At 43.4% G+C, this 26,388-nt stretch carries 26 protein-coding genes and 1 other RNA gene; 15 read left to right on the forward strand and 12 right to left on the reverse strand.

Annotation, left to right across the window (positions count from 1 at the left end; translation table 11 throughout):
• Positions 1-295 precede the first annotated feature (295 nt).
• Positions 296-481, reverse strand: coding sequence for a DUF433 domain-containing protein (locus tag F6K57_RS18410; protein WP_293019273.1), 186 nt, complete (start codon positions 479-481; stop codon positions 296-298).
• A 552-nt stretch (positions 482-1,033) separates the two neighbouring features.
• Here F6K57_RS18410 and F6K57_RS18415 point away from each other — a divergent pair.
• Together F6K57_RS18415 and F6K57_RS18420 are read left to right on the forward strand one after the other, a co-directional pair.
• Positions 1,034-1,237: an NblA/ycf18 family protein gene (locus F6K57_RS18415; protein ID WP_075903326.1), complete on the forward strand. Its 204-nt coding sequence runs from the start codon at positions 1,034-1,036 to the stop codon at positions 1,235-1,237.
• A gap of 517 nt (positions 1,238-1,754) precedes the next feature.
• Complete coding sequence (locus tag F6K57_RS18420; protein ID WP_293019275.1) at positions 1,755-1,991, forward strand: hypothetical protein; 237 nt, start codon at positions 1,755-1,757, stop codon at positions 1,989-1,991.
• A gap of 98 nt (positions 1,992-2,089) precedes the next feature.
• Here the strand turns inward: F6K57_RS18420 and F6K57_RS18425 are convergent, their stop codons facing one another.
• Positions 2,090-4,195: a TIGR00300 family protein gene (locus F6K57_RS18425; protein WP_293019306.1), complete on the reverse strand. Its 2,106-nt coding sequence runs from the start codon at positions 4,193-4,195 to the stop codon at positions 2,090-2,092.
• A 146-nt stretch (positions 4,196-4,341) separates the two neighbouring features.
• Between F6K57_RS18425 and F6K57_RS18430 the strand changes: the two genes are divergently transcribed.
• The 6 genes from F6K57_RS18430 to F6K57_RS18455 all read left to right on the forward strand — a co-directional run bounded on the left by F6K57_RS18430 (position 4,342) and on the right by F6K57_RS18455 (position 9,462).
• The gene (locus tag F6K57_RS18430; protein WP_293069789.1) at positions 4,342-5,262 is read left to right on the forward strand and encodes a phosphodiester glycosidase family protein; all 921 of its coding nucleotides are present in this window, start codon (positions 4,342-4,344) and stop codon (positions 5,260-5,262) included.
• Between the two features lie 264 nt (positions 5,263-5,526).
• Complete coding sequence (locus tag F6K57_RS18435) at positions 5,527-6,483, forward strand: phosphodiester glycosidase family protein (protein ID WP_293069791.1); 957 nt, start codon at positions 5,527-5,529, stop codon at positions 6,481-6,483.
• 185 nt (positions 6,484-6,668) lie between these two features.
• The gene (locus F6K57_RS18440; protein WP_293044304.1) at positions 6,669-7,352 is read left to right on the forward strand and encodes a DUF3865 domain-containing protein; all 684 of its coding nucleotides are present in this window, start codon (positions 6,669-6,671) and stop codon (positions 7,350-7,352) included.
• 446 nt (positions 7,353-7,798) lie between these two features.
• Entirely contained in the window at positions 7,799-8,755 is a 957-nt protein-coding gene (locus tag F6K57_RS18445; RefSeq protein WP_293019279.1) for a DMT family transporter, read from the forward strand.
• 138 nt (positions 8,756-8,893) lie between these two features.
• A complete protein-coding gene (locus F6K57_RS18450; RefSeq protein WP_293019280.1) occupies positions 8,894-9,211 on the forward strand; it encodes a hypothetical protein in 318 nt (105 codons plus the stop codon).
• Positions 9,212-9,315: 104 nt separating this feature from the next.
• Positions 9,316-9,462 carry a hypothetical protein gene (locus F6K57_RS18455; RefSeq protein ID WP_293069794.1) on the forward strand — a complete coding sequence of 49 codons (147 nt, stop codon included), beginning with the start codon at positions 9,316-9,318 and terminating at the stop codon, positions 9,460-9,462.
• Here the strand turns inward: F6K57_RS18455 and F6K57_RS18460 are convergent.
• The 3 genes from F6K57_RS18460 to F6K57_RS18470 form a co-directional block, all read right to left on the reverse strand.
• On the reverse strand, positions 9,449-10,300 hold the full coding sequence (locus F6K57_RS18460) for an MBL fold metallo-hydrolase (protein ID WP_293069795.1): 852 nt from the start codon (positions 10,298-10,300) through the stop codon (positions 9,449-9,451). The two genes, F6K57_RS18455 and F6K57_RS18460, sit on opposite strands and share 14 nt — an antisense overlap.
• Positions 10,301-10,307: 7 nt before the next feature.
• Positions 10,308-11,402, reverse strand: a complete 1,095-nt coding sequence (gene aroC / locus F6K57_RS18465) for a chorismate synthase (protein ID WP_293052914.1) — start codon at positions 11,400-11,402, stop codon at positions 10,308-10,310.
• A gap of 193 nt (positions 11,403-11,595) precedes the next feature.
• Positions 11,596-12,471 carry a shikimate dehydrogenase gene (locus F6K57_RS18470; RefSeq protein WP_293069797.1) on the reverse strand — a complete coding sequence of 292 codons (876 nt, stop codon included), beginning with the start codon at positions 12,469-12,471 and terminating at the stop codon, positions 11,596-11,598.
• Between the two features lie 298 nt (positions 12,472-12,769).
• Between F6K57_RS18470 and F6K57_RS18475 the strand changes: the two genes are divergently transcribed.
• From F6K57_RS18475 to F6K57_RS18490, 4 genes are all read left to right on the forward strand, one after another.
• Positions 12,770-14,251 (forward strand): protein kinase, encoded by a 1,482-nt coding sequence (locus F6K57_RS18475; protein WP_293069799.1) that lies wholly within the window; start codon positions 12,770-12,772, stop codon positions 14,249-14,251.
• Positions 14,252-14,366: 115 nt separating this feature from the next.
• On the forward strand, positions 14,367-14,540 hold the full coding sequence (locus tag F6K57_RS18480) for a hypothetical protein (protein ID WP_293069801.1): 174 nt from the start codon (positions 14,367-14,369) through the stop codon (positions 14,538-14,540).
• Between the two features lie 33 nt (positions 14,541-14,573).
• Positions 14,574-14,729, forward strand: coding sequence for a hypothetical protein (locus tag F6K57_RS18485; RefSeq protein ID WP_293069803.1), 156 nt, complete (start codon positions 14,574-14,576; stop codon positions 14,727-14,729).
• A 312-nt stretch (positions 14,730-15,041) separates the two neighbouring features.
• Positions 15,042-15,713 (forward strand): hypothetical protein, encoded by a 672-nt coding sequence (locus tag F6K57_RS18490; RefSeq protein WP_293069805.1) that lies wholly within the window; start codon positions 15,042-15,044, stop codon positions 15,711-15,713.
• Between the two features lie 231 nt (positions 15,714-15,944).
• Here F6K57_RS18490 and ffs read toward each other — a convergent pair.
• The 7 genes from ffs to F6K57_RS18525 form a co-directional block, all read right to left on the reverse strand.
• An RNA gene (gene ffs / locus F6K57_RS18495) (signal recognition particle sRNA small type) lies at positions 15,945-16,041 on the reverse strand.
• 55 nt (positions 16,042-16,096) lie between these two features.
• Positions 16,097-16,549, reverse strand: a complete 453-nt coding sequence (locus F6K57_RS18500; protein WP_293069807.1) for a hypothetical protein — start codon at positions 16,547-16,549, stop codon at positions 16,097-16,099.
• 884 nt (positions 16,550-17,433) lie between these two features.
• Positions 17,434-19,293, reverse strand: a complete 1,860-nt coding sequence (ilvB, locus tag F6K57_RS18505) for a biosynthetic-type acetolactate synthase large subunit (protein WP_293069809.1) — start codon at positions 19,291-19,293, stop codon at positions 17,434-17,436.
• 374 nt (positions 19,294-19,667) lie between these two features.
• Positions 19,668-19,844 (reverse strand): hypothetical protein, encoded by a 177-nt coding sequence (locus F6K57_RS18510; RefSeq protein WP_293069811.1) that lies wholly within the window; start codon positions 19,842-19,844, stop codon positions 19,668-19,670.
• Between the two features lie 176 nt (positions 19,845-20,020).
• Entirely contained in the window at positions 20,021-20,422 is a 402-nt protein-coding gene (locus F6K57_RS18515) for an STAS/SEC14 domain-containing protein (protein ID WP_293019301.1), read from the reverse strand.
• Between the two features lie 228 nt (positions 20,423-20,650).
• Positions 20,651-22,369, reverse strand: a complete 1,719-nt coding sequence (locus tag F6K57_RS18520) for an ABC transporter permease subunit (RefSeq protein WP_293069813.1) — start codon at positions 22,367-22,369, stop codon at positions 20,651-20,653.
• 52 nt (positions 22,370-22,421) lie between these two features.
• Positions 22,422-23,372, reverse strand: a complete 951-nt coding sequence (locus tag F6K57_RS18525) for an ABC transporter ATP-binding protein (RefSeq protein ID WP_293069815.1) — start codon at positions 23,370-23,372, stop codon at positions 22,422-22,424.
• Between the two features lie 497 nt (positions 23,373-23,869).
• Between F6K57_RS18525 and leuB the strand changes: the two genes are divergently transcribed.
• The 3 genes from leuB to F6K57_RS18540 all read left to right on the forward strand — a co-directional run bounded on the left by leuB (position 23,870) and on the right by F6K57_RS18540 (position 26,305).
• The gene (gene leuB / locus F6K57_RS18530) at positions 23,870-24,958 is read left to right on the forward strand and encodes a 3-isopropylmalate dehydrogenase (RefSeq protein WP_293019303.1); all 1,089 of its coding nucleotides are present in this window, start codon (positions 23,870-23,872) and stop codon (positions 24,956-24,958) included.
• A gap of 174 nt (positions 24,959-25,132) precedes the next feature.
• Positions 25,133-25,396 (forward strand): hypothetical protein, encoded by a 264-nt coding sequence (locus F6K57_RS18535; protein ID WP_364303462.1) that lies wholly within the window; start codon positions 25,133-25,135, stop codon positions 25,394-25,396.
• A gap of 75 nt (positions 25,397-25,471) precedes the next feature.
• Positions 25,472-26,305, forward strand: a complete 834-nt coding sequence (locus F6K57_RS18540) for an A24 family peptidase (RefSeq protein WP_293069847.1) — start codon at positions 25,472-25,474, stop codon at positions 26,303-26,305.
• Positions 26,306-26,388: the final 83 nt, after the last annotated feature.

The raw sequence follows: 26,388 nt of genomic DNA on the forward strand, positions 1-26,388 counted from the left end.
TTTTTAACAAAACCTAACTATCAGTAATCATTCAGCTGCTATCAGCCAATGGCCAAGGCCATTGGCCTTGGCTCACGGCTGACCGCTGACTGCTGTTCGCGCAGCGTGCGCGTAGCGCATATGCTTACGGAAAAACTAAAAGACCCAGACGCTCATGCTCCCAGCCTCTGTTTTTTGGATAATCGTGAGATAAGTTTGTTATACAAAGACGGATCAGAGATTTGTAATGGTTGAGGCATGGCATCAAACTCTTCCTCTTCCAAAGCGAGGTAAGTATCAATCTGCTCACGATTAGCTAAGTAGAACGCGATCGCTCCGTAAACCTGTTCAAGGTTGACAGTGGGAAGGATTGAACAATACTTTCTGGTGATAATCCGTTGCGGAAAGTATATACAACGGAGTCTAGAGAAATTCGTGTGCCTGCAATCCAGTAACCATTGTCCCGATATTCTATATAAGTCTTAGCTTCTATAACTGGCATCAATTTACCTTGAATATATGTATTGAGATCATATAACTGAAACAACTGAAACAAAAAACTGAGATCAATACTGAGGCATTCTGCTCTTGTCTGCCAATTATTCTGAAAGTATCGATTACCGCTAAGTATTTTTACTTACGTTACTTGGAGGTTTAGGGATGCAGTCGGCCAAAGGGGGTTTCCCCCACTCGCGCTTTGCATCAAGACAGTGCTCAGGCTTCTCTCGATATCCCCTGAAGCGCGTTCGCGTTCGCGCAGCGTAGGCAAAGCCTAAAGCGTGACCTACGGTCAATCGCGTTTTCTGGTTGCTTTACCGATGTGATACTTAAGGATAGGTGTGGGTGGGATACAAAGTACCCGCAAGGGTACTGTAAAGTCTCGTAAACTTTGCCATCATAACTAGTATAAAGCCTATTTACAGTAATCCTTGCAGAAAAATCCCAACTCAAGGTGATAAGTAATTAAGGCGTCAAGTTACCCACTCGTAATTAACGTGAGTTGAGGGGTCTAACCAATCCCTAATTTCTGGAAATTTATAGGAGTCAGATCATCATGGAAAAACATCAACCAATAGAATTTTCCCTAGAACAGGAGTTCAATCTTAAAGTTTTTGAGACGCAAATTCAAAATCTCGACCTTGAACAAGCAAAGAATCTTCTGTGCGAGCTCTATAGACAGATGTCAATTCGTGAAATTCATTTCAGGAATTTCGTTAAGCACAGTTTAATCGGAAATCCTCCACCTTGGAGTGAGTAAGCTCAGGGAGCAAGGGATGAAAGTAAGCTTATGCGCTATGCGCACGCTACTTGAGGTGCTATCAGCTATCAGCTATCAGCTATCAGCTTGCATAGGTAAACATTCGTTTAATTTATTGCGAATCGGCGCAGCTACCCTGGGTTTATGTTAAGCATGATAGCTGACGGCTGACCGCTGACCGCTGACCGCTGACCGCTGACCGCTAAATGCTTACTTTTGCCTCATACGGTAAATTTGCCAATTAAATTCTGATTAGCTTAACCCAATTATCCGGAATCCACAGCTAAATTACTGAAGAAACAATAAACACAGCAGTTAGAGTCAAGGCGACTGAGACATAATAACATTATTAAGTGCATCAAGTAGGTAGCTAGAGATACATTTAACATGACTGAATTGCTAAATTATCTATGAATTCAGTAAATCAGCAATTCAGGGTTATTTCTCACCTACTTACTGTTCAAATGGTCAGTTAACCAAGGCTCTCTAGCTTTAATTCACAATCAAGGAGTATCCCATGGTAAAACAAATGTGCTGGTTATCGAGCTTTGGTAGCAATGAACCAAAAATGTTGCACTTGCGGACTTCCCCTTATGAGGCTTGGCGTCCGTACACAGCTTTTCCCCAATATGCTGTCCCAGATTATCCAGTACCTGGCGGTTCTAAAGGCTGGGCAACCTATCAGAAACTAAGACTCTCAGACTGGGTTTTGGTTCCTAGTGACAATGAAAATATGGATTATAAAGCAAGTTAATAATTTAGTAATAAATGAAGAATTAAGAATGTAGAATGTAGAATGTAGAATTCTTAATTCTTAATTCTTAATTCTTAATTCTTCAACAGTTAAACTAATTACTTGACTAGATAAGGACTGGTTAACTTATCTAACTGTTGCACTAACAAGCTAAGGAATAAACCGACATCAGTAACAACACCAACCGATTCTACTGAACCGCGATCGCTTAATTTTGTCACTACGGCGGGGTTAATATCCACACAGACCATCTTCACTCCGGCTGGAGTCATATTGCCGACGCCAATAGAATGGAGCATAGTAGACAGCATCAAGATCATATCTGTCCCTTCCAATAACTTGGCATAGTCTTGCTGTGCTTTAATCAAATCCATCTGGGTATCTGGCAGAGGACCATCATCTCGGATGGAACCAGCTAGGACAAATGGTACGTTATTGCGGACGCATTCATACATCACCCCTTTAGTTAATACACCCTGTTCTACAGCTTGGGCAATACTACCGCAGCGACGGATAGTATTGATTACCTTGAGATGGTGTCGGTGTCCACCATGGACAACTACTCCTCGTTTCATATCCACACCCAAAGAGGTTCCCATCAGGGATTGCTCGATGTCATGAACTGCGATCGCATTTCCCCCTAACAGCGCCTGAACATACCCAAGTCGAATCAAACTGGATAAATGTTCACTACCGCCAGTGTGAATTACCACAGGTCCTGCTGTCACTACAACTCTGCCCCCTTGGTCCCGAATTTGGCGCAGCTCCCAAGCAATTTGTTCGACTACTAATTCTACCCGGCGCTCACTAGAGACCCCAGATGCCATAAAACTAAATTCTTGCTGATTGCGTTGTTCACGGGATTGAGTTTTGCGCACCGTGCGGATTCCTTCTACTCCCACGATCACCTGCTCTCCAACTTCCAAATCCCGCAGCACTTTACAACGAGCGATTACACCGTCTGGGGTTTCAGTTATTGCGATCGCACCATCCATGCGTTGATGTTGTACCTTCACCCACTCACAATTTACCCGTACTTCCGTCGGATAAATGGTAGTAACATAAAAGTCATCAGGAGCAACCCCTGCTTGAGTAACAGGTTCCAAGTTAGCATCACACACCTCTTGGGCAGGAGTGACAGCTCCTAGATCAATCAGCTTAGTCATAATCTCTGCCATCACCTCATGATCTGGTGCAGAGACTTTCAGTTCAGCATTAGAGGTGCTTTGCCGCTGTGTTCCTAGGTCGAAGTTAAGTACCTGGAAGCTACCCCCACCTCCTACAATTAAATCCAAGGCACGGCTGATGATACCAGAATCAAGCAAATGACCTTCCAAACGAATAATGCGACTTTCAACCGGTTGATTGCCATGGATTTCACTGCGGACTGGTTCAGTTACCCGTAAGGTTAGGCATTTAGCAGCACCACCAGCTTTGAGAAATTCCGTCAAGGGGGTTTCAATCACCTCAAACCCAGCTTGACCGAGCCGATCTTTCAAGCGATCGCTAACTTTGTTCATCACTACAAGTTGATCAATATTGACCGCATTGCAAGCAAAGTTCACTGCATCAGCTTCCTCTATGGCGATTCGTTTTTCCGGTGCTACCCGCATTTCGATTAAGCGGTTGGAATAGGCATCAAATGCTGGGGGATAGTAGAGTAAATAGCCACCACTCAGGGGACAGAAGCAAGTGTCCAAGTGATAGAAACGTTGATCCATTAGGCGCAGGGACACAACTTCAATATCTAGCCATTTAGCAAGGTATGGATGGGAATCAAGTTCTGAGCGGAAGCCATAGCCAGCCCACAGCCAACGCCCTTCCCGGTCTAGCAGAGCATCCCCAGCTCCTTCAAAGGGTAAGTCTTGAGGAAGTTCATAGACAGTGTAGCCATTGTCATTAAACCATTGCTTGAAATAAGGTTCTTCTCCCTGGCGCTCTTTGTGGAGGAAGCGGCTAAGCACTACATTCTTGCCCAAGACTAATCCGGCATTGGCTGCAAATACCATATCTGGCCAACCGGATTGAGGAGAAACTAAATCGACTAGGGCATGCTCTTTGATGACATAGTGCAGTTTTTGCCACTGTTCTACAGCGCGATCCCTCGATGACTTGTGAATATTTCCCTCCATCCAGGGATTAATCACATAATCCACATCGTAGTGGTCAGGGGGACACATGAGGAAGCGAATTGATTCTGTCATAGTCGATTTCTGATCTGGTAGATACCTACACGACCAAGGTAAGTCAGCAATCACACCAATGTCACGACAATTTGCCATTGACAGGGGGGTAAGTTAAGTTGGTGGATTAATCTTAAAGATTTTATCCATAAACTTATTATTATACCATGAAAAAAATATTTATAACTAGACTGAAGCGAATTCTGCTTACCACCAGCATCAGTATTGTGAGCGTGCCACTGTTGATCTATGGCGGATTGCTGGTCAAGCGTCCGCTTCCCACCGACAAGCAGCAACAACTGTTCCAAGGCATCGTATATCAAAGAGATGCTCGCAACTCACCCCGTCCGCTGATGGTACATACTGTTACCATAGACCTAACCGCACCAGGAATTAAACTGTTAGTAACACCAGGAAATAAAGTCGATAAAAATGAATTTGCTGCCCGGACTACCTCGGAATTTGTGCGGGAGTTTAACTTACAATTAGCTATTAATGGTAGTTTCTTTTATCCTTTTCGGCAGTATCCACCTAATTTATATCCTAACAGTGGTGATCCGGTCAAAGTACAAGGCCAAGTTATCTCTGATGGGAAATCCTATGCGCCTCCAAAATCTACTTCTTCAGTGCTTTGTATTTCAAAGTTTCTCCAAGCTGAAATTTATGCTCAAATTTATCAAAGCCGTTGTCCTCCAGGCACATCGGAGGGACTAGCCGGTAGAGAAATTTTACTAAAAGAAGGAAAGCCAGCAGTATTGGGAGGTCGTGGAGGTGAGAACCTATTCTCTCCCCGCACTGCTGTAGCTATTGATAAATCAGGCAAAACTTTGTGGTTAATTATTGTTGATGGTCGCCAGCAATTTTACAGCGAAGGAGTTAGTTTGGCTGAGTTGACTACTATTATTCAAGAATTAGGAGCCGATAGCGCCCTCAATTTGGATGGGGGTGGTTCCAGCACTCTCGTAATAGCAAATAAGACTAAGTTACGGGTATTAAATTCACCGATTCAGACTCGTATTCCTACGCGCCAACGTCCAGTTGCTAACCATCTGGGCATCTATGCTTTACCGGTAGAGAATAGGGAGTAGGGAATAGGGAATAGGGAGTAGGGAGTAGGGAGTAGGGAGTAGGGAGTAGGGAAAAAAATATCACCATTAATTGATGATTTTTATAGCTATTTTATACCCAAAGATAGTAGTTAATAAACCCCATTAATATAATACAGTTTAAATGCACAATATACCAATCCTAAATGAATTGTGATAATTTTTGTTCCCTGTTCCCTGTTCCCTGTTCCCTTTGGTATAGCTTAGAGCATGAAAAAATTAAATATAACTAGACTTAAGCGAATTATGGTTATCACCAGCATCAGTATTGTGAGCGTGCCAGTTTTTATCTATGGCGGATTGCTGCTCAAGCGTCCGCTTCCCACCGACAAGCAGCAACAACTTTTACCAGGCATTTTTTATCAAAGAGATGCTCGCAAATCACCCCGTCCGCTCATAGTACATACTGTGACCATAGACCTAACAACACCAGGGATTAAACTATTAGTAACACCAGGAAATACCATCAATAAAAACGAATTTGCTGCCCGGACTACTTCGGAATTTGTGCGGGAGTTTAACTTACAATTAGCTATCAACGGTAGTTTCTTTTATCCTTTTCGGGAGTATCCACCTAACTCCTATCCTAAATCTGGTGATCCGGTCAAAGTAGAAGGGCAAGTTATCTCTGATGGAAAATCCTATGCTCCTCCAAAATCAAAAAATTATTCAGTGCTGTGTATTTCAAAGCTTCTCCAAGTTCAAATCTATCAAAACCGTTGCCCTCTAGGCACATCTGAGGGATTGGCGGGTAGAGAAATTTTACTAAAGGAAGGGAAGCCAGCAGTATTGGGAGATAGTACAGATGAAAAACTATTGTATCCCCGCACTGCTGTGGCTATTGATAAATCAGGCAAAACTTTGTGGTTAATTATTGTTGATGGTCGCCAGCGCTTTTACAGTGAAGGGGTTACTTTGGCTGAATTAACTAGTATTATTCAAGAATTAGGAGCCGATAGCGCCCTCAATTTGGATGGGGGTGGTTCCACCACTCTGGTAGTAGCAAATAATACAAATAAGCTAAGAGTATTAAATTCACCGATTCAGACCCGTATTCCTACGCGCCAACGGGCAATTGCTAACCATTTGGGCATCTATACTTTACCGATAGATGTGTTGAACAACCTCCCATTAATCCAGGACGAAAGGATCTCACCCAATTTACAACTACTATATCTTTTGCTAATGATAGTTGCTCTATAGCAGTGCTAAATGATTCGTGAAATGTAGTGGCCGAAGCGAACGTGATAGCCTCGTCTTAGCCGAATCCCCATAACCATTGCCCAGCAATGATTTTAATATTTACAGATTTTTTGAATAACTTAGAATTGGTATATAGTCAATTGCTTGTGGTATTCTAATCAAGGCAATCGGATTAAATTACAGTAATGCTTAATACAGATTTACTTGATCAAGAAGTTCAGTCACTTTTTCAAAGGATACGGACTAACTTAACTTTACCTGAGTGTCCTCCCGAAAGGTTAGAATACTATATCAAAGAGCATAGTGGATTTTCCCGGCACAATCCTATGCTCCTGTCTGTAGCTTCTGAGAATTCTCAATCTGCTCCTGCCATATCTGTGGAATTACAGCGAAACTCTGATGAAGAAAGTGGAGCTTCTGGTGAAGAGTCCCATTTTGCTATCTATACCGATGGGCTTCGAGAGTCATTCCAATTTAAGGTGGATGAGTATGTGCTCTCAGTAGAAACTAAGGGTTTCCTGGAAACTATGCTTGACCTTTGTAAGTCAGGCTCTGCGAGTAAAATCTGTGGTGTTTTTTATGCAACTGAGGCAGGTGCTATTCCAGAGTTAGAGCTAGTTCGCAATCTAACCGATTTGTACTCAACGTCTCAGGAGAACTGTCAACCCTCAGAAAAATTGACATACTTCTTCGATCTTCATCTCAATGGAGTAGAACAGGAACATAAAGATGGTCTGGGTACCTTTATTAACCACTACGAACAACATAGTTTAAACTTAAGTGAAATCCATGAGGGTTTCTCTGATTCTATAGCAGCAATGGATACCTGGTGGAATAATCTAAAACAGGCAGTTATAGCTAACAATTAATTAATCAATTAATTCAAGAGTATCGACTGATTGTCCTATTTTAAAATAGGGAATTCCACTCGCAAGTCGTTTCCATCGTTATCAGGCAAAGCCTCCGATCAGACACTTCTAGGTAGAGCCTAAAAACGAGAGTTAAGTTATGGATAAAGCATAGAATAGGTGATTATTCTATGCTACATAAACTGTTATGGATTTAAACTATAGCTAATAAGGTATTTGGTGCAGGCGTTAATCATCGCAGATAAATAAATAACCCCAGAAAAAGAAGTTATCTCTTTTGATTATAATTTTTGCCTAATTTTAGGCATTGAGATGTACCCGGAAACAGTGGCGTTTCCTTACAGTAGTTAGCTTCCTTAGAAGCTATCACCCACTACCCACTACCCACTACCCACTAGCAAAGACACTATTAATTATGGGTAATTTAATGGACATAATATAACTACATGACAGATCAGTTCGAGTCAACAGAAGAGCAGTTTTCCCAAACCCTAATGATCATGGCGATCGCTGCTTTATTTTTCGCTTTAATATTTCTATCTTCAACACCAATCTTCATCCGATTCAGTGAGCGTGAAATCTCTGCGAGCGCTACAGCATTTAATCGCTTCTGGATTAGTACCACACTCTTGGGTCTGTGGAAAGGACTCCAAGGGTTACGCTGCCGAATTTCTCTTGATAAACCGATAACACAAGATTATTTGCCTGACTCAGGTTGGGTGTGGGGCGGATTGCTAGGAGTCGGGATTTTTTTCTCTGCTGACATCATCATCTGGGCTTGGTCATTAACTCAAACCAGCGTCGCCAACGCAACTCTACTGGCTAATCTCACGCCAGTGTTTACCATTTTAGGGGGATGGCTGGTATGGAAAAGAGGCTTTGAAAGCAAATTCCTGATGGGAATGAGCCTCGCCATGGCAGGAGCGATCGCAATTGGACTAGAAGACTGGCAAATCACCACTGGCAAAGTAGAGGGGGATATTGCTGCCATACTGGCTTCAATCACTTTTGCTGTCTATCTATTGATTCTCGAAAGACTCCAAACCAGGCTTAAAGCAACCACCATCTTGTTTTGGAGTTCTGCGATCGCTACCGTGTTTAGCCTACCTATCGCCCTACTGAGTGGAGATAACCTGTTTCCCTATTCCTGGCAGGGATGGAGTGCTATTCTTTGCTTTGCTTTAGTCTGTCAGATCTTGGGTCAATGGCTGCTGGTATATAGCCTCGATCACTTTTCCTCAGGATTTGTTGCTGTTTTTTTGTTATTAGAACCGGTCCTAGCAGCTATCGGTGCCTGGATACTCTTCTACGAACAATTGAGTCTTTTTAACTGGATTGCTTTTGGAGTTGTTTTGGGTGGCATCTATTTGGCACTATCTAGTGAATACAAATCACCTACTTAGTGAAGGTTCAACAGTGAAAATTGACAGAGAGTTAAGATAGCATAAATAAAACAAAAAAAATGTTTATTATGATCAACAACTTTCCACCAAATTACTATAATATTTTACTCGGAAATTAACTGTCACGAGTACTCAAGCATGGTAGACAAAAAAAAGCTCCTGGAAGACACCATGACTTTATTACTGTCAGTAACCCCAGATACATCTTTGGGTAAACTGTTAAACCTTTGTTTAGCAGCTAAGGCAGATCCGAGTATCAGCAAAAGTGCCCGTGAATTTGCTGTAGAACTTCTCGAAGATCCTAGCAACATTTACTCTTGGACCATGGATGTCATTGGGAGCGATGCCAACTATACCGATGCAGAGTGGGAAGCTTTGAACGATATGAAACTGGATGATACTGAAGCCTTTGTAGCAGACTTCCAGTCGGAGTTGGAAAGTCTGGACTTGGATTGAGATCACAGGGTATCGACGCAGGGTGAAGGGTTAAGAATTTAGGTGGGGAGAGGTCTAATCATCAATAATAATGTTGACTATAAACATATTATCAACACTCAACCTTGGCTTTTCGGCCACGCTACCGAAACAACCTACCCTTCACCGAAGGCCAAAGGCGAAAAACCTTCAACCTTCAACCTTCAACCTTCAACCTTCAACCTTCAACCTTCAACCTTCAACCTACACCCTTCACCATTACTTTACCCTAACAATCATCCCTTCTTTGACTATAAACGCGCGATCAAACACTTCTTTGACTTCCACTGCTAGGTTGTCGAGAAAATCATCACAGTGATTGGGTTCGTGGTGGAAGATAGCCAGTTTCTTAACACCAGCAGCTTCTGCGAGCTTCACCCCTTCCTGCCAGGTGGAATGTCCCCAACTTACTTTGGGAGATTTGGGGTTGTGGTATTCTTCATCGGTATACATAGCATCGTAGATTAACATATCAGCATCACGGGCTAGATACACCACATTTTGATCAAGGCGGTCGGGAAAATGTTCTGTATCGGTGCAGTAGCACACGGAATGCCCTTGCCAGCTTACGCGATAGCCTATAGCACCATTAGGATGATTTAAAGGAGCAGTTTCTATGGTAATATCTTTTATGGTGATAGTGTTATGACCTGCTTCTAAGTCATAGAACTTCAAATCTGCCTTGACTTTGTTAGTAGGAACTGGAGCATTCAAGTGTAAGACCCGCTCCTTGAAGTGTTTCTCCATGCACTCCCCGGGGGGAGCTGCGCCATAAATATGTAAAATGTTCCCTTCCACAAAGACTGGAATGAAAAATGGCACGCCTTGAATATGATCCCAGTGGTAGTGAGTAAAAAACCAATAAGCTTCAATGGGTAACTGCTGCTTAAGGCTTTTTCCCAGCAACCGCAAGCCAGTACCACCATCGAAAATCAGGCGTAACCCAGCCACTTGCATCTCTACACAAGACGTATTGCCGCCATATTGAATTGTGTCCTGTCCAGGGCTAGGTATACTGCCTCGGACTCCCCAAAATTTAACCGAAAACTCGGAGGAAGTGCTTATCTTCATTGGTAAGTTAATGCTTCAAAGTACCGCACTGACCCTGATGACGCAACAGGTGATCGCACAATACCAAAGCAACCATTGCTTCTACCATAGGTACGGCCCTGGGTAAAACACAAGGGTCGTGACGTCCTTTAGCAGCTAGAATGGTTTCTTCACCAGTAGTGGTGACAGTACGTTGTTCTTTGCGGATGGTAGCAGTGGGTTTAAACGCTACTCTAATAATAATAGTCTCGCCATTACTAATGCCACCTTGAATGCCACCGGAGCGATTTGTAACAGTGCGCACTGCACCGGTTTCGTCTGTGTAAAATTCATCATTATGCTCACTGCCGGTAAGTAGAGTGCCCCCAAAGCCAGAGCCAATCTCGAAACCTTTACTAGCTGGTAGGGACATCACCCCTTTGGCTAAATCCGCTTCTAGCTTATCAAAGACTGGCTCTCCCAAGCCTTTGGGTATATGGCGAGCCACACATTCTACTACACCCCCAACGGAATCACCGCTACGTCCAGTTTCTTCAATCAGTTCAATCATCCGTTCAGCACATTCTGAATCAGGGCAACGAACAATATTACTTTCTACCTGGTCTTGAGTAACGGTGTTGGAGTCTACGATACCTTCTAAGGTTTTGATACGCTTGACGTAGCCAATGATTTCTACACCAGCAGCTTGCTGGAGAATTTTTTTTGCGATCGCACCCGCTGCCACTCGCCCGATGGTTTCCCGGGCTGAAGAACGTCCTCCCCCCTGCCAGTTCCGAATGCCATACTTAGCATCATAGGTAGCATCAGCATGGGAAGGCCGATACGTCTTTTGCATCTCGCTATAGTCTTGGGGCCTAGTGTCTTTATTGCGCACCATAATCATAATTGGTGTGCCTAGGGTTTTGCCCTGAAATACTCCTGAAACAATTTCACAAGTATCAGTTTCTTTACGAGGAGTAGTAATCTTACTCTGACCCGGACGCCTGCGGTCTAAATCTACCTGAATTTCTGCCGCAGAAATTTCCAATCGCGGTGGACAGCCATCAATGACTACCCCAACCCCACCCCCGTGGGATTCTCCGAATGTAGTGATTCGAAACAGATGTCCAAAGGTATTGCCCATAGTTCGTGCTTTAGTAGTGTTCTAATCGTAGTACTTAGTTATTTTATGAAACCACGACTTGCTATCCCTTTAGCCTACTCGAGTCCATTCCCATCCCCTGTCGGTTTGAACACTGCCCAAACCTCAGATCACCTCCGTTTCTTTCCCTGATCCGACCTTCTCTATTCCCTACCTGCAGCGCTATAAATTTTAACTAACTTTTCAACAATCCCAATTTTTCCTGGAGAGCGTGACGCATAATATCCACTGGTGGAGTTTGTCCTAACCAAATTTTGAAAGCTGCTGCTCCCTGTTGCACCAGCATTTCCAATCCATCAATAGCGTACGCGCCCTGTTCCTTGGCTTGTCTTAAAAACTGAGTGGGATTAGGAGTATAAATCAAGTCATAAGCGATCGCATTTTCTGGCAACCTAGCCATGGTTACCTGATCCACAGGAGACTGCTCGACCTTGGGATACATTCCCACAGGAGTAGCATTAACTAACAAATTGGCTTGAGCCAGGAGTTCCGGTAGTTGTTGCCAAGGATGAGTATGAATAGTAATAGCAAGGTCAGAATTAATCCAGCTTTGCTTAAATTGACCTAACTTGTCCTGATTGCGGCCAAGCACATGAATCTCAGTACAACCGAGTTCAGCACAACCTACTACTACGGCTCGTGCAGCACCACCACATCCCAAAATGACTACAGTAGTTTGACTCCAATCCCGGTTATACCCTTGCAACGGGGTGATAAATCCTTCGATATCGGTATTCGTACCAATCCAACCGATATCGGTGCGATAAACAGTATTCACTGCTCCCACCCCTTGAGCCACTGTTGAAATTTCCGACAACAAGGGGATGATACTCTGCTTGTGGGGAATGGTGATACTGAAGCCCACTAGACCAATCGCCTCAAAACCAGCGATCGCATTTTTCAAATCTGCTGATTTTACCGGTAAGGGTAGGTAGACATAATCCACATCCAAAGATGCGATCGCTCGGTTATGCATCAGTGGTGATAAAGAATGTTCCACTGGATCACCAATCACACCCAGTAACTTTGTTGTTCCTGTTATTTGCACCATCACCCACGTTCTACGCACATAACTTTATAATTTTAAGCCTGAAATAGTTAATAATTGCGACCTTAATATTTCTTATTAACTATTTTTGATTAAGATTGCTGCCTTCGGTTGACAATTCGTTTACAATTCACCATCAACCGTCCACAATACTTACCCCAAGCATCACATTTGAATGAACTCTCATTTTTCTGATGGTGGCTAAAATAGATCATATCGAGCCAATTCTAGTGCCAATTATAATACTAATTAACTAGGCAGCAACGGCATGAACCCAACTGGTATTCAAAAGAGTGGAGCCATGAATTCAATCATTTGTATGAAATGTGAGCAAATCAATCCCAGTCGGGCAAGTTTTTGCTCTCGTTGTGGTGCCTCTCTACTCCCTCCCAGTAGCAGTCTCTTAGACACTAATCTAGACAATAGTAATCTAGACAATAGTAATCTAGACAATAGTAATCTAGACAATAAATTAGAGACTGGAAGCCGATTACGCGATCGCTACATAATTCAGCGCACCTTAGGACAAGGGGGATTTGGCAAAACCTACCTCGCCAAAGACACTGGACGCTTTAATGAACTAGTAACCCTAAAAGAGCTGACTCCAAGAAACCAGGGCACCCAACCCATTGAAAAAGCCGAAGAACTATTTCAACGGGAAGCAACCATGCTGCACAAGCTTTCATCCCCCCAAATTCCGAGATTCTGGGAATTTTTTCGGGATGGCAAACGGTTGTTTCTCGTCCAAGACTACATTGAAGGAAAAACCTATCAAACCTTACTCGAAGAACGAGTAAGCAAAGGGGAACGGTTCAGCGAAACCGAAATTCTCCAACTGTTTCAGCAATTGCTCCCGGTCTTAAGCTACCTACACCAATTAGGCATAATTCACCGAGATATTGCTCCGGACAATATTATCCGTCGTGCTTCCGATGGACTACCAGTATTAATTGACTTGGGTGGTGTCAAACAAATTGCCCTAGAAGTCAATACCCCCGTAACCAGTGGGCAAAACTCCGCCATCTACGCTGGTGGGACTTGCTTAGGTAAAGTTGGCTATGCACCTGATGAACAGCTACGCTTAGGGATTGCTGCTCCCCATAGTGACCTGTATGCTTTGGGAGTAACAGCACTAGTACTAATGACTGGTAAACAGCCCCAGGAACTGGTTGACCCTTATACCCTTAGCTGGCGAACTGAAGAAGAAGTAACTTTATCTCCAGATTTTAATACTATCCTATCTCGTTTGCTAGCATCCCAACCCTCTGAGCGATTCCAATCTGCTGAACAGGTTCTAGACCTAATCCAAACCGATGATTCTGATGATTCTAAGGTTAGAGAAACAGAAATCAAGGGTACTGTGGCTGTAACTCCCCAGTCTAAATCCTACCCACCACCTACTCCCATCAATAATTCCGGTTGCAAGCAAGTGTTTGACGAATCTGTTCCAGTGCCAGCAGAGATTCAAGGCTGGAACTGGGGTGCCTTTTGTCTACCAGGTTTGTGGTGTGTCACCAATCAAGTTTGGATTGGACTGATTGCCTGGACCGATCTATCCTTAGTGACTGGATTTTTGGCTTGGCCAGTGATGGGGATTATTTTGGGCATCAAGGGCAATGAGTGGGCATGGAAAAGTCGCCGTTGGAAGAGTATCAAAACCTTTAAGCGCCATCAACGGGGTTGGGCGATCACATCTTTCATCATTATTGGTATGATAGTTACCCTACTATTGTTGTTATTTTTAGTATTCTTTATTGGGATAACCTCCCTAGTGCCGTGGTGAATCACCGATTGCTCAACTGTAGCATCCGTGTGTTCAGTGCGTTGCATGCTAGTTTCAGGTTAAACCCAGGGCATTGCTATTACTACCTACCATCACTATCTAAAGGAGAAGAAAAATGACTAGCTTTCCTGCCTGGACTCAAATAATTGTCGCCATGTCAGAATCACAAGTTTTTTACACAGAAGAAGCAACAGGCTATGACAGCATCAGCTTGATTTTACCTGGAAAGCCCTTCGATCTAACCCTTTCCTTAGACACCTATGAAGACGCGATCGAGATAATTTTTTAAATTTATCCAGACCAAAATGCTTACCGATTAAATATGCGTAACAAGCAGGAAGGAGTAGACCTCCAACAGAAAAGTACTGAAGAAAATTTAGATTTAACTGGATTAGACGCACGGCAAATTGGAACCTACAGTGAATTTTGCCGACATTTAGAGGAATTGTATGGAGTAGCTCAAGAAGTAGGTTGGTAATCGTAAGCGATCAGCTTTTGAAGAAAGAGCTAAGCATTGGTTAATGTCACAGGCTAGAAGCCTGTGCCACAAATCTGTTCCCGTAGCGTAGCCATAGGCCAAGGACTTTTATCAATACTTTCACTTATCATTAATCTATCAATATTAAATTCTCCCGGGTTTATTTTAATCTGACCGCTGAACGCTGACTGCTGTTCGCGCACCGTGCGCGTAGCGCATATGCTTTGCTAACTAATTACCAGGTTTTACAGCTTGTCTTTTGATATTTTAAATGACATGATATACACTACCATGGGCAATTTAGCAAAGTCCATGGTTAAAACAACAACTGTCGATCGGATGAGCAAGACCTTATTCACTTACCGACCCAAAGAAATCCCACTCAGCCCTCAGCACTTAGCACTATTTTCAGCACTTAGAACTATTTTAAGATTAGCATCAGCCAGTTTGCTAACTATCAGCTTACTAGGTAGTGGTTGTGGAATGGCTAGCCATGAAGATCTAGATTCTGAACAGACCCATGCTCAGGTCCATGGTGATAAAACTGAAACCGGTAATCACCATAGTAAAGACATGGAGCATAATCACCATAATCACAAAGTCGGCAGCAGTAGTCACCATGGTGAAGATATGGGTCATCATCATGGCACAATGGAAATCCCTTCTGGTCAACCTGTTCCAGATGTTGACATAGTGGTGTCTCCAGATCCGATGATAGGATGGAATTTAGAAATAAAGGTTTCTAACTTCCAATTTTCTCCCAAGAATGCTAGCAAAGCCCATCAACCAGGAGAAGGACATGGCCATCTATTCATCAATGGCAAAAAAATTACCAGGATTTACAGCAATTGGTATTATATTGGCAAGCTTGAACCTGGTAGAAATGAAATCACGGTTACCTTAAATTCCAACAACCATCAGGATTTAGTTCATAATGGTGAATTGATTTCAGATACTGAAATTATCGAGCTTACCTCAAATTAGGCTAACTATAGGGTGATGATTGATGGGGGAAGCTAACACATCACTGGAAACTTCGGATCATTAGTAAACAGGGATGTATCGCTTTTTAGTAGTGTTTTCTTTCACTACTGTTTCCGCCAATTTTTCTTCCCTTGTCTGAAGTTACGCCGCCCGCCCGAAGTAACTAGATCTGAAGTTACTGATAACTGGAGGGATGTCTATTGTGTTATGGCTATGTGTTGTGGCTACGAGGATGACCCGGAGTCCACGCCTATCGTAAGCATCCCGTATTGCTGCTACCTTCCGGTCCTGACAAGGTTTGGGCGTTGCGATCGCGTCGATCCGAGCCACTTATTATAATAGCATCAATTTGGCAAAATGGGAAGGAAGATCTCAGTTTTGATCTATTTCGCGAATATCCCCACCCCGTAATAGCATGAAGAGCTTACACAGTGGGGCATACCGACTTTAACCATAAATTTCCCACTGCCGCGAGGGGTAACTTGAACAATCGGATATTGACCATAGTCAGTATCATAGTCAAGGGTTTGGCCATTGTTATCATACAGACCTAGGTCAATATCGAGACAAGCATCATCACAAAAACTTACTAAGGTATAAGATTTACCAGCTTCTAGCTCCAGGGTAAATGCATCGACTTGGTTCCGGGAAAGTCTATTTACTACCGGTCGATGAGTTGGCATATACTCGCTGTTTCTTAAATACTGTGCTGCTGCGATTAATTTATTTTCAACTTGCCCCTGACGAGGAGAGCTAGCCAAACCAGCAGTGGGGGTGAATAGTAAGCTACTAGCTAGGAGAGCTAGGCCATTCCGAACTATCTTAGTATTAATCATATATAATAGCAATAAGCGTTTGATTTAATGTTGACTTAAGAGTGATTTTTAGTTATTCCAATTCTCAGCAATGCCTGCAACCAATAAATCTTACCTTTTGGTAATTGATAATTGGAGTAGGATTACCGATGGCTCGAACAATCTTATGTTGCAGGCTTAAAAAGCCTTCTAGCATAACAATCTAGTAATCTTAGTGTCACTCATGGTTGATTAGTGCTTGTTGTGCCAATCCAAAATCACCAATAATGTAGAGGCGCACACACAGCATTTTCAAACGAGTAGCAGATTCTTGGGTAGTCAATAGGATTCACTATTAACAGTTATAGCAGTCGCCAGGGCAGGCGCGGACATGACAAAAGTCTCAAACCTAAGTAAGCGCAAGAGTTTGACTTCTGACTTCTGACTTCTGACTTCTGACTTCTGCTATATCACTAGAATCTTGATTACTGACTAGCTCCTCTAGGTGGCTTATGTTATGATTATCGGAGACTAATGTATGGGATAACGTATACTAATGTATAACTTATGTATGATTACCCTCAAGGATTATCAATCTGGCAGGTAATTAAAAATTAGCTATTAGCCATTCCAGAAGCTGATAGCTGATAGCACCTCAAGTAGCACCATCTGTAGCGCATTAGCTGATAGCTGAGGAATAAGTACTATTAAACTGACGATACTTACCAAAAAAAATACTCCGCTGGTGAGCGAAGTAAGTAAGTTTAAAGGAGCAATGATAAGCTTTGCTGAACTAAGGAATGATATGAATTAGACTTGGGTAGTTAGCAAATAGTGAATTACCAATTATCCATTACTATTATCTATTACCCATTACCCTAAATCATGCCATTAATCAGCAATGTCAAATCCTTAGGTACACAATATTAAAGCTTGGTGCCGCACTCAGGACAAAAATTGTTACTTGCTACATTCTTGGCACCACAGTTACTGCAATAGATTAGCTCCGTAGCATTCTTGAGTATTGGTTTTTCTGGTAAACCAATCATTTGGGCATTACTCTTACCAGGGGCTACCATTGGGTAACAATTCTCGTCTTTGGTTACATGAACATCTAACAACACAGGACCATCGTAGGCTAGCATTTGTGCGATCGCATCCTGTAGTTCATCCCGACTGGTAACTATCATGCCCTTAACCCCGTAAGCCTGAGCCAGTTGCACAAAATCCGGCATCCCGACTTCCATATTTGACGAGGAATAACGCTGCCCATAGAACGCTTGTTGCCACTGGCGTACCATTCCCTGCCAACCGTTGTTAATAATCACGGTCTTAACATTGATGCCATATTGGGCGAGGGTACCCAGTTCCTGGATATTCATCTGAATACTGGCATCACCGGCAATACAAATCACTTGCTGATCTCGGAATGCTACCTGGACTCCCATGGCTGCTGGCATTCCATAGCCCATAGTGCCCAATCCCCCACTGGAAATCCACTGGCGCGGTCCATTATTAAGAAATTGCGCTGCCCACATTTGATGTTGACCGACATCCGTGGTGTAGTAAGCTTTAGGTGATTGACGCCCTACCTCTACAATCACTTCTTGGGGAGATAGACTATCGGGGTATTCAGGCACCTGCAAGGGATATTCCTGACGCCAACGGTTAATCCGTGCTAGCCACTCCTGGGTTTGATTAGGTTCTGCTGAGATATTCATTTCCTGGTAACGGCGCAACATATCTTGCAAAACCCGGCGCACATCCCCTACTATTGGCACTTGGGGATAGCGGTTTTTCCCAACCTCAGCCGGATCAATGTCGATGTGAATGACTTGAGCGTGAGAGGCAAACTGATCCAGTTTCCCGGTCACCCGGTCATCAAATCGCGCTCCTACAGCAATCAGTAAGTCACACTCACTAACAGCAAAGTTAGCATAGGCAGTGCCATGCATCCCCAGCATTTTTAGCGATAGGGGATGGGATTCGTCAAATGCTCCCTTGCCCATCAACGTGGTAGTTACCGGAATTTGGAAGATTTCTGCCAGTTGGCGCAGTTCATCATGGGCACCAGCAGCAATGGTTCCGCCACCAACGTAAAGCAGGGGTCGTCGTGCTTGCCGAATTAAATTTAGGGCTTGGTTAATTTGGCGGGGATTGCCCTTTAGTGTTGGACGATAGCCCACCAACTTGAGTTGATTAGCTTCCACCGGTACATAGTCACATTCCTCTAAACCCACGTCTTTGGGTACGTCAATCAGGACTGGCCCAGGACGTCCGGTGCTAGCGATATGGAAGGCTTCGGCAACAATCTGCGCCATATCAGCAGGGTTACGCACCACATAAGAGTGTTTTACAACCGGCAAGGTAATCCCAAAGATATCGGTTTCCTGGAAGGCATCAGAACCAATAGCAGCACGGGCGACTTGACCGGTTACACAAATTAGGGGAATTGAGTCCATGTGAGCAGTAGCTATACCGGTAACTAGGTTAGTGGCTCCCGGACCAGATGTAGCAAAACAGACACCGACTTTGCCAGTAGCACGGGCATAACCATCAGCAGCGTGGGATGCTCCTTGCTCGTGTCGGACTAGGATGTGCTGTATTTTACCAGCATCTTCCCAGTGGTATAGTTCGTCATATATAGGTAGAATTGCACCACCGGGATAGCCGAAGATATGGGTCACACCGTGACGGTGGAGACTATCGATTAGAGCAAATGCTCCTGTGCGGCGAGTGGGGGTAGTTGATGAGGCTGGGGTTGTTGAGATTACTTGGGATTGCACGCTTATCACCTCTAGTGGTAGATCGGTTCCTTAGGTGCGACCTGTGGCCAATTAAATTCGCCAAGGTCAAGAACACCTATGCTGTTAAGGGTGTTAGATTGCTGATAATAGCTGAGCAGAATTTTAGAATAACTGTTAATTTTACTACAGTACGGGTTTTGTATTTCAGTTTACTCTTAATATATGGAACTGTCCAGACAACTTGGCAGGATTTTTCCTTTGAGCACTCTGGGTCTATTTATCAGCTAGAAGCCTAAGATAAATAAATCAACTTTTTACTATATACGAGGGTTAACTATAAGTAGTTATGCTTTAGGAAAAATTTATAATTTATGGTATTATTTTTTTTTAGTGCTAAATAATTCCAACTGGCATCAAGTTTCAAATTTATATTTGAGGGAATAGGGAATAGGGAATAGGGAATAGGGAATAGGGAATAGGGAATAGGGAATAGGGAATAGGGAATAGGGAATAGGGAATAGGGAATAGGGAATAGGGAATAGGGAATAGGGAATAGGGAATAGTAATACTATTTTAGGAGTTAAATACAATTGAAATTAATTTTATTTTTTTTCTGGTAATATATTTCAATATAAAATAAGTTAAATATGATAGTTTAAACACTAAAAAACACAACTCAAACCAACAGTTATTTAAAATTGCCTCTTGTTTATTGCATTATTTAAATATTTGTTGAGTATAATAAAACCAGAATATCGTTGATTTATCAGACATTGCCAGGGAAATGAATATCCAAATCTGCCATCAGGGTGCTTAAGGATATTTGGCGCAAACGAGCTAATTCTGCCATGGCTTCGACACGTTTAGCTTCGATGGTTTCCACTTGATCACTTAAAGCCAAAAGTTCCCTATACTGACCAGGTGTCAGCATCTCCATTCTTCGTTTTTCAATCAGTTCATCGTAACGGTTTTGAATTTCTGGTGGTACACCTTGATTAATAGTTATTAGCAACCTAGCCTGATCTGAAGAAAGACTGGGGGCTTTCCGTTGTGCCTGGAGGGATATGATGTATGCTCCAACTTTCTCCAGTTCAGATAAACTGAGTTGTTCAACAGCTCTCAGTAACTGCTCGTAGGAGAGCTGAGCTTCAACTTTAAGATTTACCATTGGTTGTTGTCGATTTTAGCGCTAATTAAATTATAAAAAATTAAATTATAAAAAAATAGGAGCGAAGCATTGGGATAATGCTAAACACTCCAAGCTAGATTTTATGTTTAAATGTTTCGCGATAATTAGGATAAAAAACCCTTTTATAATCCAGTCCTTGATTAGGGTAGGAAAGTTGCTCGACGCGCGACCTAAGGGTCGAAACAACCCTTAGGTAGACTAAAAAAATTAATCAGCAGTGACGGGTAATTGGGTTTTTCCAGAAAGCAAGGCTTTGGTGGTTGATTCTCCTGCTTGTCGCAATTGTCTTCCTAGCTGTACGTTCAATAACGTTAGGGCTAGGGACTGACCAATGATGGCCAAGAAAACACTAGTTGCAGTAGCATGCTCCAAACTAGTCCAATGAAATGCAGAAAATAGCCATAAACCAGGAGTCTCATAGGGATGCATCGACCCAATCGAGAAAAGGATGGGGGGTAAGAGAATCAATCCTCCTACTGTGATCACTGCACCAGCGGCTCGCTTCTTTGCTTTCATCAACAGCATTAACTGAGCAACTGTGGCGTAGATCATGATAATACTGCTATTGAGCAAGAGTGCGAACAGGGCAGGTATCTTGTACTCATTGGCAGGCCAAAGTAGGATCCAGGGCAGCAACATCGCAGATGCGATCGCACAATTTATTGCCACTGCCACCACAGCAGGACTTTTGTCACCCCAGATTAAGTCAGCTATCAGCCCTCCTTTTTTGCGGAAAGTCCGATCCTGATGTCGGTAACGAGCCCAATCTTGTAAGGTTTGTTGATGGTGACTCAAGGCAGCAATCAGAGCTAAAAACAACACCAAGTTGAACACCAGCAGCATCTGTGAATTCTCTTCCAAACCATGGGTATAACCACGCCAGTTCTTGTATTGAGGGTTGAGGGCAAATCCTAAAATCACCGCTTGAAAGCTAGCGGTCAGCCAGTAACTCTGTTGCTTGTTAATCAAGGTAGCTTTAGGGTTATGGAAGCAACGATTTAGCCCTTGCCCAAACCAGTAGGTCCCAACACCGTAGTTGAGGACAATAAAACCAGCCATAGTCCAGAAACTGGCACCGATATGGATACCAAACCAGCGCAAATCTTGGAAACTACGGTGATAAGTAGAAATCCTACTTGCATCAAAGGAATTAGAATCAATCAGGTACGGTAAGACCATGGTGGGATTAAACAACGTTAGCCAGTCGGCTGAGTAATGGCTGACACCACTGTCATGAATCACCATAGTCGTGATCCACAAAAAGATGAGTACAGCACCAGAACCTAACCAAGCTTGGAAACCTCCTAGAGATCTGCTAACTAAGCCAAATAATAGCGCCATACTATAGCAAAATAGGCAACTGGTACCGAGAACAGTGTAAAATCCTAAAAGCTCAAGCAAATGGGTTTTACCAGCAATAGCTGCCCAAAAATGCAATGGTAGGGCAAAAGCAACTGCTAGATAAAGCAATGCTGGTACCCCCAGTAGTTTGCCACCTAGGATGCTCCGGCTTGACTGAGGTGTCAGCCGCAGAAAGTTCAAGGTGCCACGACTTTCTTCTTTGGAGAGGTCACTGATTAGCATATAGGTGCCAACCACCAACAAGCTGAAAACCGCGATAATACTCAGCCAGACAAATACATCTTGCCACCACAGAGGCCAGTTAATCTCAAAACCTCCCAAGCCATCTGGTAGGCAAGGACGCTGGTAATCGTAGTTGACACCAGTGCAATATCGGTTATAAATGGTACGGTCACCATCAACTACTGGTAGCTGACTTGCAAAACCGATCAGCATCACCAACTGACCAACCAAGGATATTGCCACTGTAATCAGGACATTGCGCTGTTTGAAACTCCCTTTGAGTTCTCGAAACACCTGGGGATTCAATTCCCCAAGTTGGTTAACTAAATTATTAAGTGCCATATCGCTATTAGTCTCCTTTTACTCGCCTAGTTATGATGCAGCTATGATCGAGCTATGATGCTTGCTGATGACCTAATTTGAGGAAAATTGTTTCTAAGTCTTCTTGAGAGCACTGGAATTCTGTCAAAGGAATCCCAGCATTAACCAGCGATCGCAATAGCTGTGCACAATCCTCTTGACCTCCTGAAAAATGAATCCGCATCCGACCTGGTTCTGGTAATATCTCCCAGTCTTCTACAAGGGGATTATTTTTCAATTCCCCTTTAAGTACATCCAGCTGACCTAGGCTTGACAACAGAATTTGCTGGCGACTAAGACGCTGGTAAAACTCATCTAGGGGTGCGCTTTCTACCAAATACCCTAATTCCATGATGCCTACTGAGCTACACAATTGGGCTAAATCACTCAGGACATGGGAAGAAATCAGAATCGTCATCCCCGCTTCTTGGAGAACCTTAATAATTTCCCGAAACTTCATTATAGCAATCGGGTCAAGACCAGAGACTGGCTCATCCAGCAGCAGTAAAATCGGTTCATGAATAATAGTTCGAGCCAGGCTAAGGCGCTGTTTCATCCCCCGGGATAGGGTAGAAATCAAACTATTACGCTTGTTGGTTAATTCAATCAGTTCCAGAACATCGTATAAGCGTTGTCGGCGTTTTGAGCCTCTTAATTTATATAGACGTGCGAAGTAGTCTAGGTAGTCCCAAACCGTCAAATCTTCATAGAGGGGAAAATCATCAGGTAGATAGCCTAAACGCTGTTTTAGCCTAGGATTGCTTTGATCTCTTAGCAAACGCTGACCATTGATGTAAATCTCACCAGTAGTCGGTTCTTCCGCTGCAGCTAACATCCGGATCAGGGTGGTTTTCCCAGCACCATTCGGTCCAATTAAGCCGTAAACTTCGCCGCTTTCCACTTGCAAATCTACCTCATGCACAGCCACATGGCGGTCGAATTGCTTCGTTAGTCCACGGATATCAATAGCCAGTTCTTTTACCATCAGAGTCTGGTTTTAGTTGTTTAATTTGCCTAAGACTAAGGTCTTTCTAAGCCAATAAAGGACAAGACCAAAGCCTCCTCTTGGTGGGCGTTACCTAGCGCTTTCAAAAAGGGCGGGGTCGCACCACAAAGGGAAATTCATAGTTTCGCTTAACCCATTAAGAATTAAATTCGCTACGGGTCGCACCTGATGTTGGTTTTTTCTCCAGCCTAGCGCTTTCTTGTTGATCTATGGGTTGACCTAGGGCGGTTGAGCTTGGGTAGAATTATTTTAATTATTGATTTTTATCAGTTATCGCTAGCTTAGGGATTCGTTCCGGACTGTTACCTTGTTGCGAGGTCTGAGTCTATCAGTTACATCGGTGACATCCCTTAACCTATCCCTTGCCAGCTCTGCTGAACAAAAAATTACCCTGAGATACCGGCCAGATGCTATAGTATCGAACGCTATAACTTATACCCACGACACCTCATACTTGAGCATCGACCAAACTAACTATGACTTATTCCTACCGCATTACCCTGCTACCTGGTGACGGGATTGGCCCAGAAATCATGGCAGTAGCTGTAGATGTGTTGAACTTTGTTGGCAAGCGATTCGATATTAATTTTAAATTTACTGAAGCCCTAATCGGTGGCGTAGCTATTGATGCTACTAATGAACCCCTACCTACTGATACGCTAGAACTATGTCGCAATAGTGATGCCGTTTTACTCGCTGCCATTGGGGGTTACAAGTGGGATAATCTGCCGCGCCACCAACGACCAGAAACGGGATTGTTGGGATTAAGAGCAGGGTTAGGGTTGTTTGCTAATCTACGACCAGCGACAATATTCCCCCAACTGATTGATGCCTCGACCTTGAAACGAAACGTGGTTGAAGGGGTGGATATTATGGTGGTTAGAGAACTCACTGGTGGCATCTACTTTGGACAACCTAAAGGGATTTTTTCTCAGGAAACTGGCGAGAAACGGGGAGTCAATACTATGGCTTACACCGAAGCCGAAATTGACCGCATTGCTAGAGTAGGGTTTGAAACGGCTAAAAAACGCGGTGGTAAACTTTGTTCAGTGGATAAAGCTAATGTGTTGGATGTCTCCCAGTTGTGGCGCGATCGCATTACAACCCTAGCAGCGGAATATCCGGATGTGGAACTGTCTCACCTATACGTGGATAATGCTGCTATGCAATTGGTCAGAGCTCCGAAACAATTTGATACCATTGTTACCGGTAATATGTTTGGGGATATTTTATCCGATGCTGCTGCTATGCTTACCGGTAGTATTGGCATGTTACCCTCTGCTAGTTTAAGCGAATCTAACCCTGGAGTCTTTGAACCGGTTCATGGCTCGGCTCCAGATATTGCAGGTCAAGATAAAGCGAATCCCCTAGCTATGGTACTCAGTGCTGCGATGATGTTACGTTATGGCTTAGACCAGCCGGAAGCAGCAGATTGCATTGAACAAGCAGTTGTCAAGGTTTTAGATAAAGGCGATCGCACAGGAGATATCATCTCAGAAGGCATGAATCTCTTAGGTTGTCGTGCTATGGGAGATTCCCTAATTGAGTGCTTAGAGCAATCTTGATGTTATCCCTTGATATTATCAATTGATTTTATCGTGTAAACCTGCGGTTACTTATAATAACTCAGGAAAATCTCTTGGTTTCACCTGGTTAATCAGTGCCCTCTTGTCGAAATACCCCCTTGCCGTGAGGGCGTGATTGCATTAAAGTCAAACTGAAATAATAGGGTAAAAAGTGTGGTGTATACATCACAGCAAAGACAAGAAAACTACCAAACTCGGATTGAGCTACCGAAGCTGATAGACCCTACGGTTTTGAGAGCAGCTAAGCATATCTACCGGGTTTACTACGAAGTTCATCCATACCAAGATGAACAGCCATCTGGTGTAGCCATTGACAGATATACCCTCAGAGGAAAGTTAATCTTTAGTCAGAGACCTATCCTTCTACCAACTGAATGCTTTGTGCCTTTGAGTCAACTAGAAGGAGACTTTTATTAATAAATATTAAGGAAATCGGTCATTGGTCTTACTTCTATGGTATAGAGCAATAGCAATTAGGAAGTGACACAGGATATGGTGGGAGTATCCGCTGCCTTGACAACGTTAATAGCTTTCGCAATAGTTTTCGCTATCGGTGCATCTATTGGCAGTTTTCTCAATGTAGTCGTTTACAGACTACCTGCTGGTTTATCCATCCTTTGGCCCCCCTCCCGCTGTCCCCATTGTCTACATAAGCTGGGAAAGCGAGAGAATGTTCCAGTAATGGGCTGGCTGTGCTTAAAAGGACGTTGCCGTCACTGTAATACCAAGATTTCCAGCCGCTATCCCCTAGTAGAGGCCATAACCGGTTTACTGTTTTTACTAGTTTTCTGGATGTATGGTTGGGGTTGGCAAACCCTAGGGTATTGGGCGTTTTTGAGCTGGTTGTTGACTCTGGCTCTGATTGATATCGATACTATGACCCTACCGAATGCCCTAACTCAGTCTGGATTAGTGGCTGGTTTAGTATTTCAAGGAACTACTGGTTTTTTGCAGGGGTCTCAACCCATAGCAATAATTCCTCAATTAATGACTGGGGTGGTAGGTGCAGTCTTAGGGATTTGGTTGTTTGACCTGATTGCCTTTGGGGGTTCGATTGCCTTTGGTCAATCTGCTATGGGGGGAGGAGATGCTAAACTAGCGGCGATGATGGGAGCTTGGTTAGGGTGGAAGTATTTGCTCTTGGCTAGTTTCATCGCTTGTGGTGTAGGGGCGTTTGCTGGTGGCGCAGCCATTGCCCTGGGTTGGATGAATCGCAAACAGCCAATGCCATTTGGTCCTTTTCTAGCCTTGGGAGCAGGATTGACCCTACTTTGGGGTAAATTAATAGTGTCCACTTACCTAGAACTATTTTTCCCATTTAGCTAAACATTATCGGTTGAAGAATGCTCCATCTAGGTTTTAGGTTTTAGGGAGTAGGGAGTAGGGAGTAGGGAAGTCAGAAAAGGGAT

Origin of the sequence: Moorena sp. SIO4A5, from assembly GCF_010672005.1 — a bacterium.
Classification (GTDB): domain Bacteria; phylum Cyanobacteriota; class Cyanobacteriia; order Cyanobacteriales; family Coleofasciculaceae; genus Moorena.

What these genes read in the sequence shown, in the direction of transcription:
- F6K57_RS18410 (WP_293019273.1), bottom strand. Translation starts at nt 481, where the DNA reads ATGCCAGTTATAGAAGCTAAGACTTATATAGAATATCGGGACAATGGT.
- F6K57_RS18415 (WP_075903326.1), top strand. Translation starts at nt 1,034, where the DNA reads ATGGAAAAACATCAACCAATAGAATTTTCCCTAGAACAGGAGTTCAAT.
- F6K57_RS18420 (WP_293019275.1), top strand. Translation starts at nt 1,755, where the DNA reads ATGGTAAAACAAATGTGCTGGTTATCGAGCTTTGGTAGCAATGAACCA.
- F6K57_RS18425 (WP_293019306.1), bottom strand. Translation starts at nt 4,195, where the DNA reads ATGACAGAATCAATTCGCTTCCTCATGTGTCCCCCTGACCACTACGAT.
- F6K57_RS18430 (WP_293069789.1), top strand. Translation starts at nt 4,342, where the DNA reads ATGAAAAAAATATTTATAACTAGACTGAAGCGAATTCTGCTTACCACC.
- F6K57_RS18435 (WP_293069791.1), top strand. Translation starts at nt 5,527, where the DNA reads ATGGTTATCACCAGCATCAGTATTGTGAGCGTGCCAGTTTTTATCTAT.
- F6K57_RS18440 (WP_293044304.1), top strand. Translation starts at nt 6,669, where the DNA reads ATGCTTAATACAGATTTACTTGATCAAGAAGTTCAGTCACTTTTTCAA.
- F6K57_RS18445 (WP_293019279.1), top strand. Translation starts at nt 7,799, where the DNA reads ATGACAGATCAGTTCGAGTCAACAGAAGAGCAGTTTTCCCAAACCCTA.
- F6K57_RS18450 (WP_293019280.1), top strand. Translation starts at nt 8,894, where the DNA reads ATGGTAGACAAAAAAAAGCTCCTGGAAGACACCATGACTTTATTACTG.
- F6K57_RS18460 (WP_293069795.1), bottom strand. Translation starts at nt 10,300, where the DNA reads ATGAAGATAAGCACTTCCTCCGAGTTTTCGGTTAAATTTTGGGGAGTC.
- aroC (WP_293052914.1), bottom strand. Translation starts at nt 11,402, where the DNA reads ATGGGCAATACCTTTGGACATCTGTTTCGAATCACTACATTCGGAGAA.
- F6K57_RS18470 (WP_293069797.1), bottom strand. Translation starts at nt 12,471, where the DNA reads ATGGTGCAAATAACAGGAACAACAAAGTTACTGGGTGTGATTGGTGAT.
- F6K57_RS18475 (WP_293069799.1), top strand. Translation starts at nt 12,770, where the DNA reads ATGAATTCAATCATTTGTATGAAATGTGAGCAAATCAATCCCAGTCGG.
- F6K57_RS18480 (WP_293069801.1), top strand. Translation starts at nt 14,367, where the DNA reads ATGACTAGCTTTCCTGCCTGGACTCAAATAATTGTCGCCATGTCAGAA.
- F6K57_RS18485 (WP_293069803.1), top strand. Translation starts at nt 14,574, where the DNA reads ATGCGTAACAAGCAGGAAGGAGTAGACCTCCAACAGAAAAGTACTGAA.
- F6K57_RS18490 (WP_293069805.1), top strand. Translation starts at nt 15,042, where the DNA reads ATGGTTAAAACAACAACTGTCGATCGGATGAGCAAGACCTTATTCACT.
- F6K57_RS18500 (WP_293069807.1), bottom strand. Translation starts at nt 16,549, where the DNA reads ATGATTAATACTAAGATAGTTCGGAATGGCCTAGCTCTCCTAGCTAGT.
- F6K57_RS18515 (WP_293019301.1), bottom strand. Translation starts at nt 20,422, where the DNA reads ATGGTAAATCTTAAAGTTGAAGCTCAGCTCTCCTACGAGCAGTTACTG.
- F6K57_RS18520 (WP_293069813.1), bottom strand. Translation starts at nt 22,369, where the DNA reads ATGGCACTTAATAATTTAGTTAACCAACTTGGGGAATTGAATCCCCAG.
- F6K57_RS18525 (WP_293069815.1), bottom strand. Translation starts at nt 23,372, where the DNA reads ATGGTAAAAGAACTGGCTATTGATATCCGTGGACTAACGAAGCAATTC.
- leuB (WP_293019303.1), top strand. Translation starts at nt 23,870, where the DNA reads ATGACTTATTCCTACCGCATTACCCTGCTACCTGGTGACGGGATTGGC.
- F6K57_RS18540 (WP_293069847.1), top strand. Translation starts at nt 25,472, where the DNA reads ATGGTGGGAGTATCCGCTGCCTTGACAACGTTAATAGCTTTCGCAATA.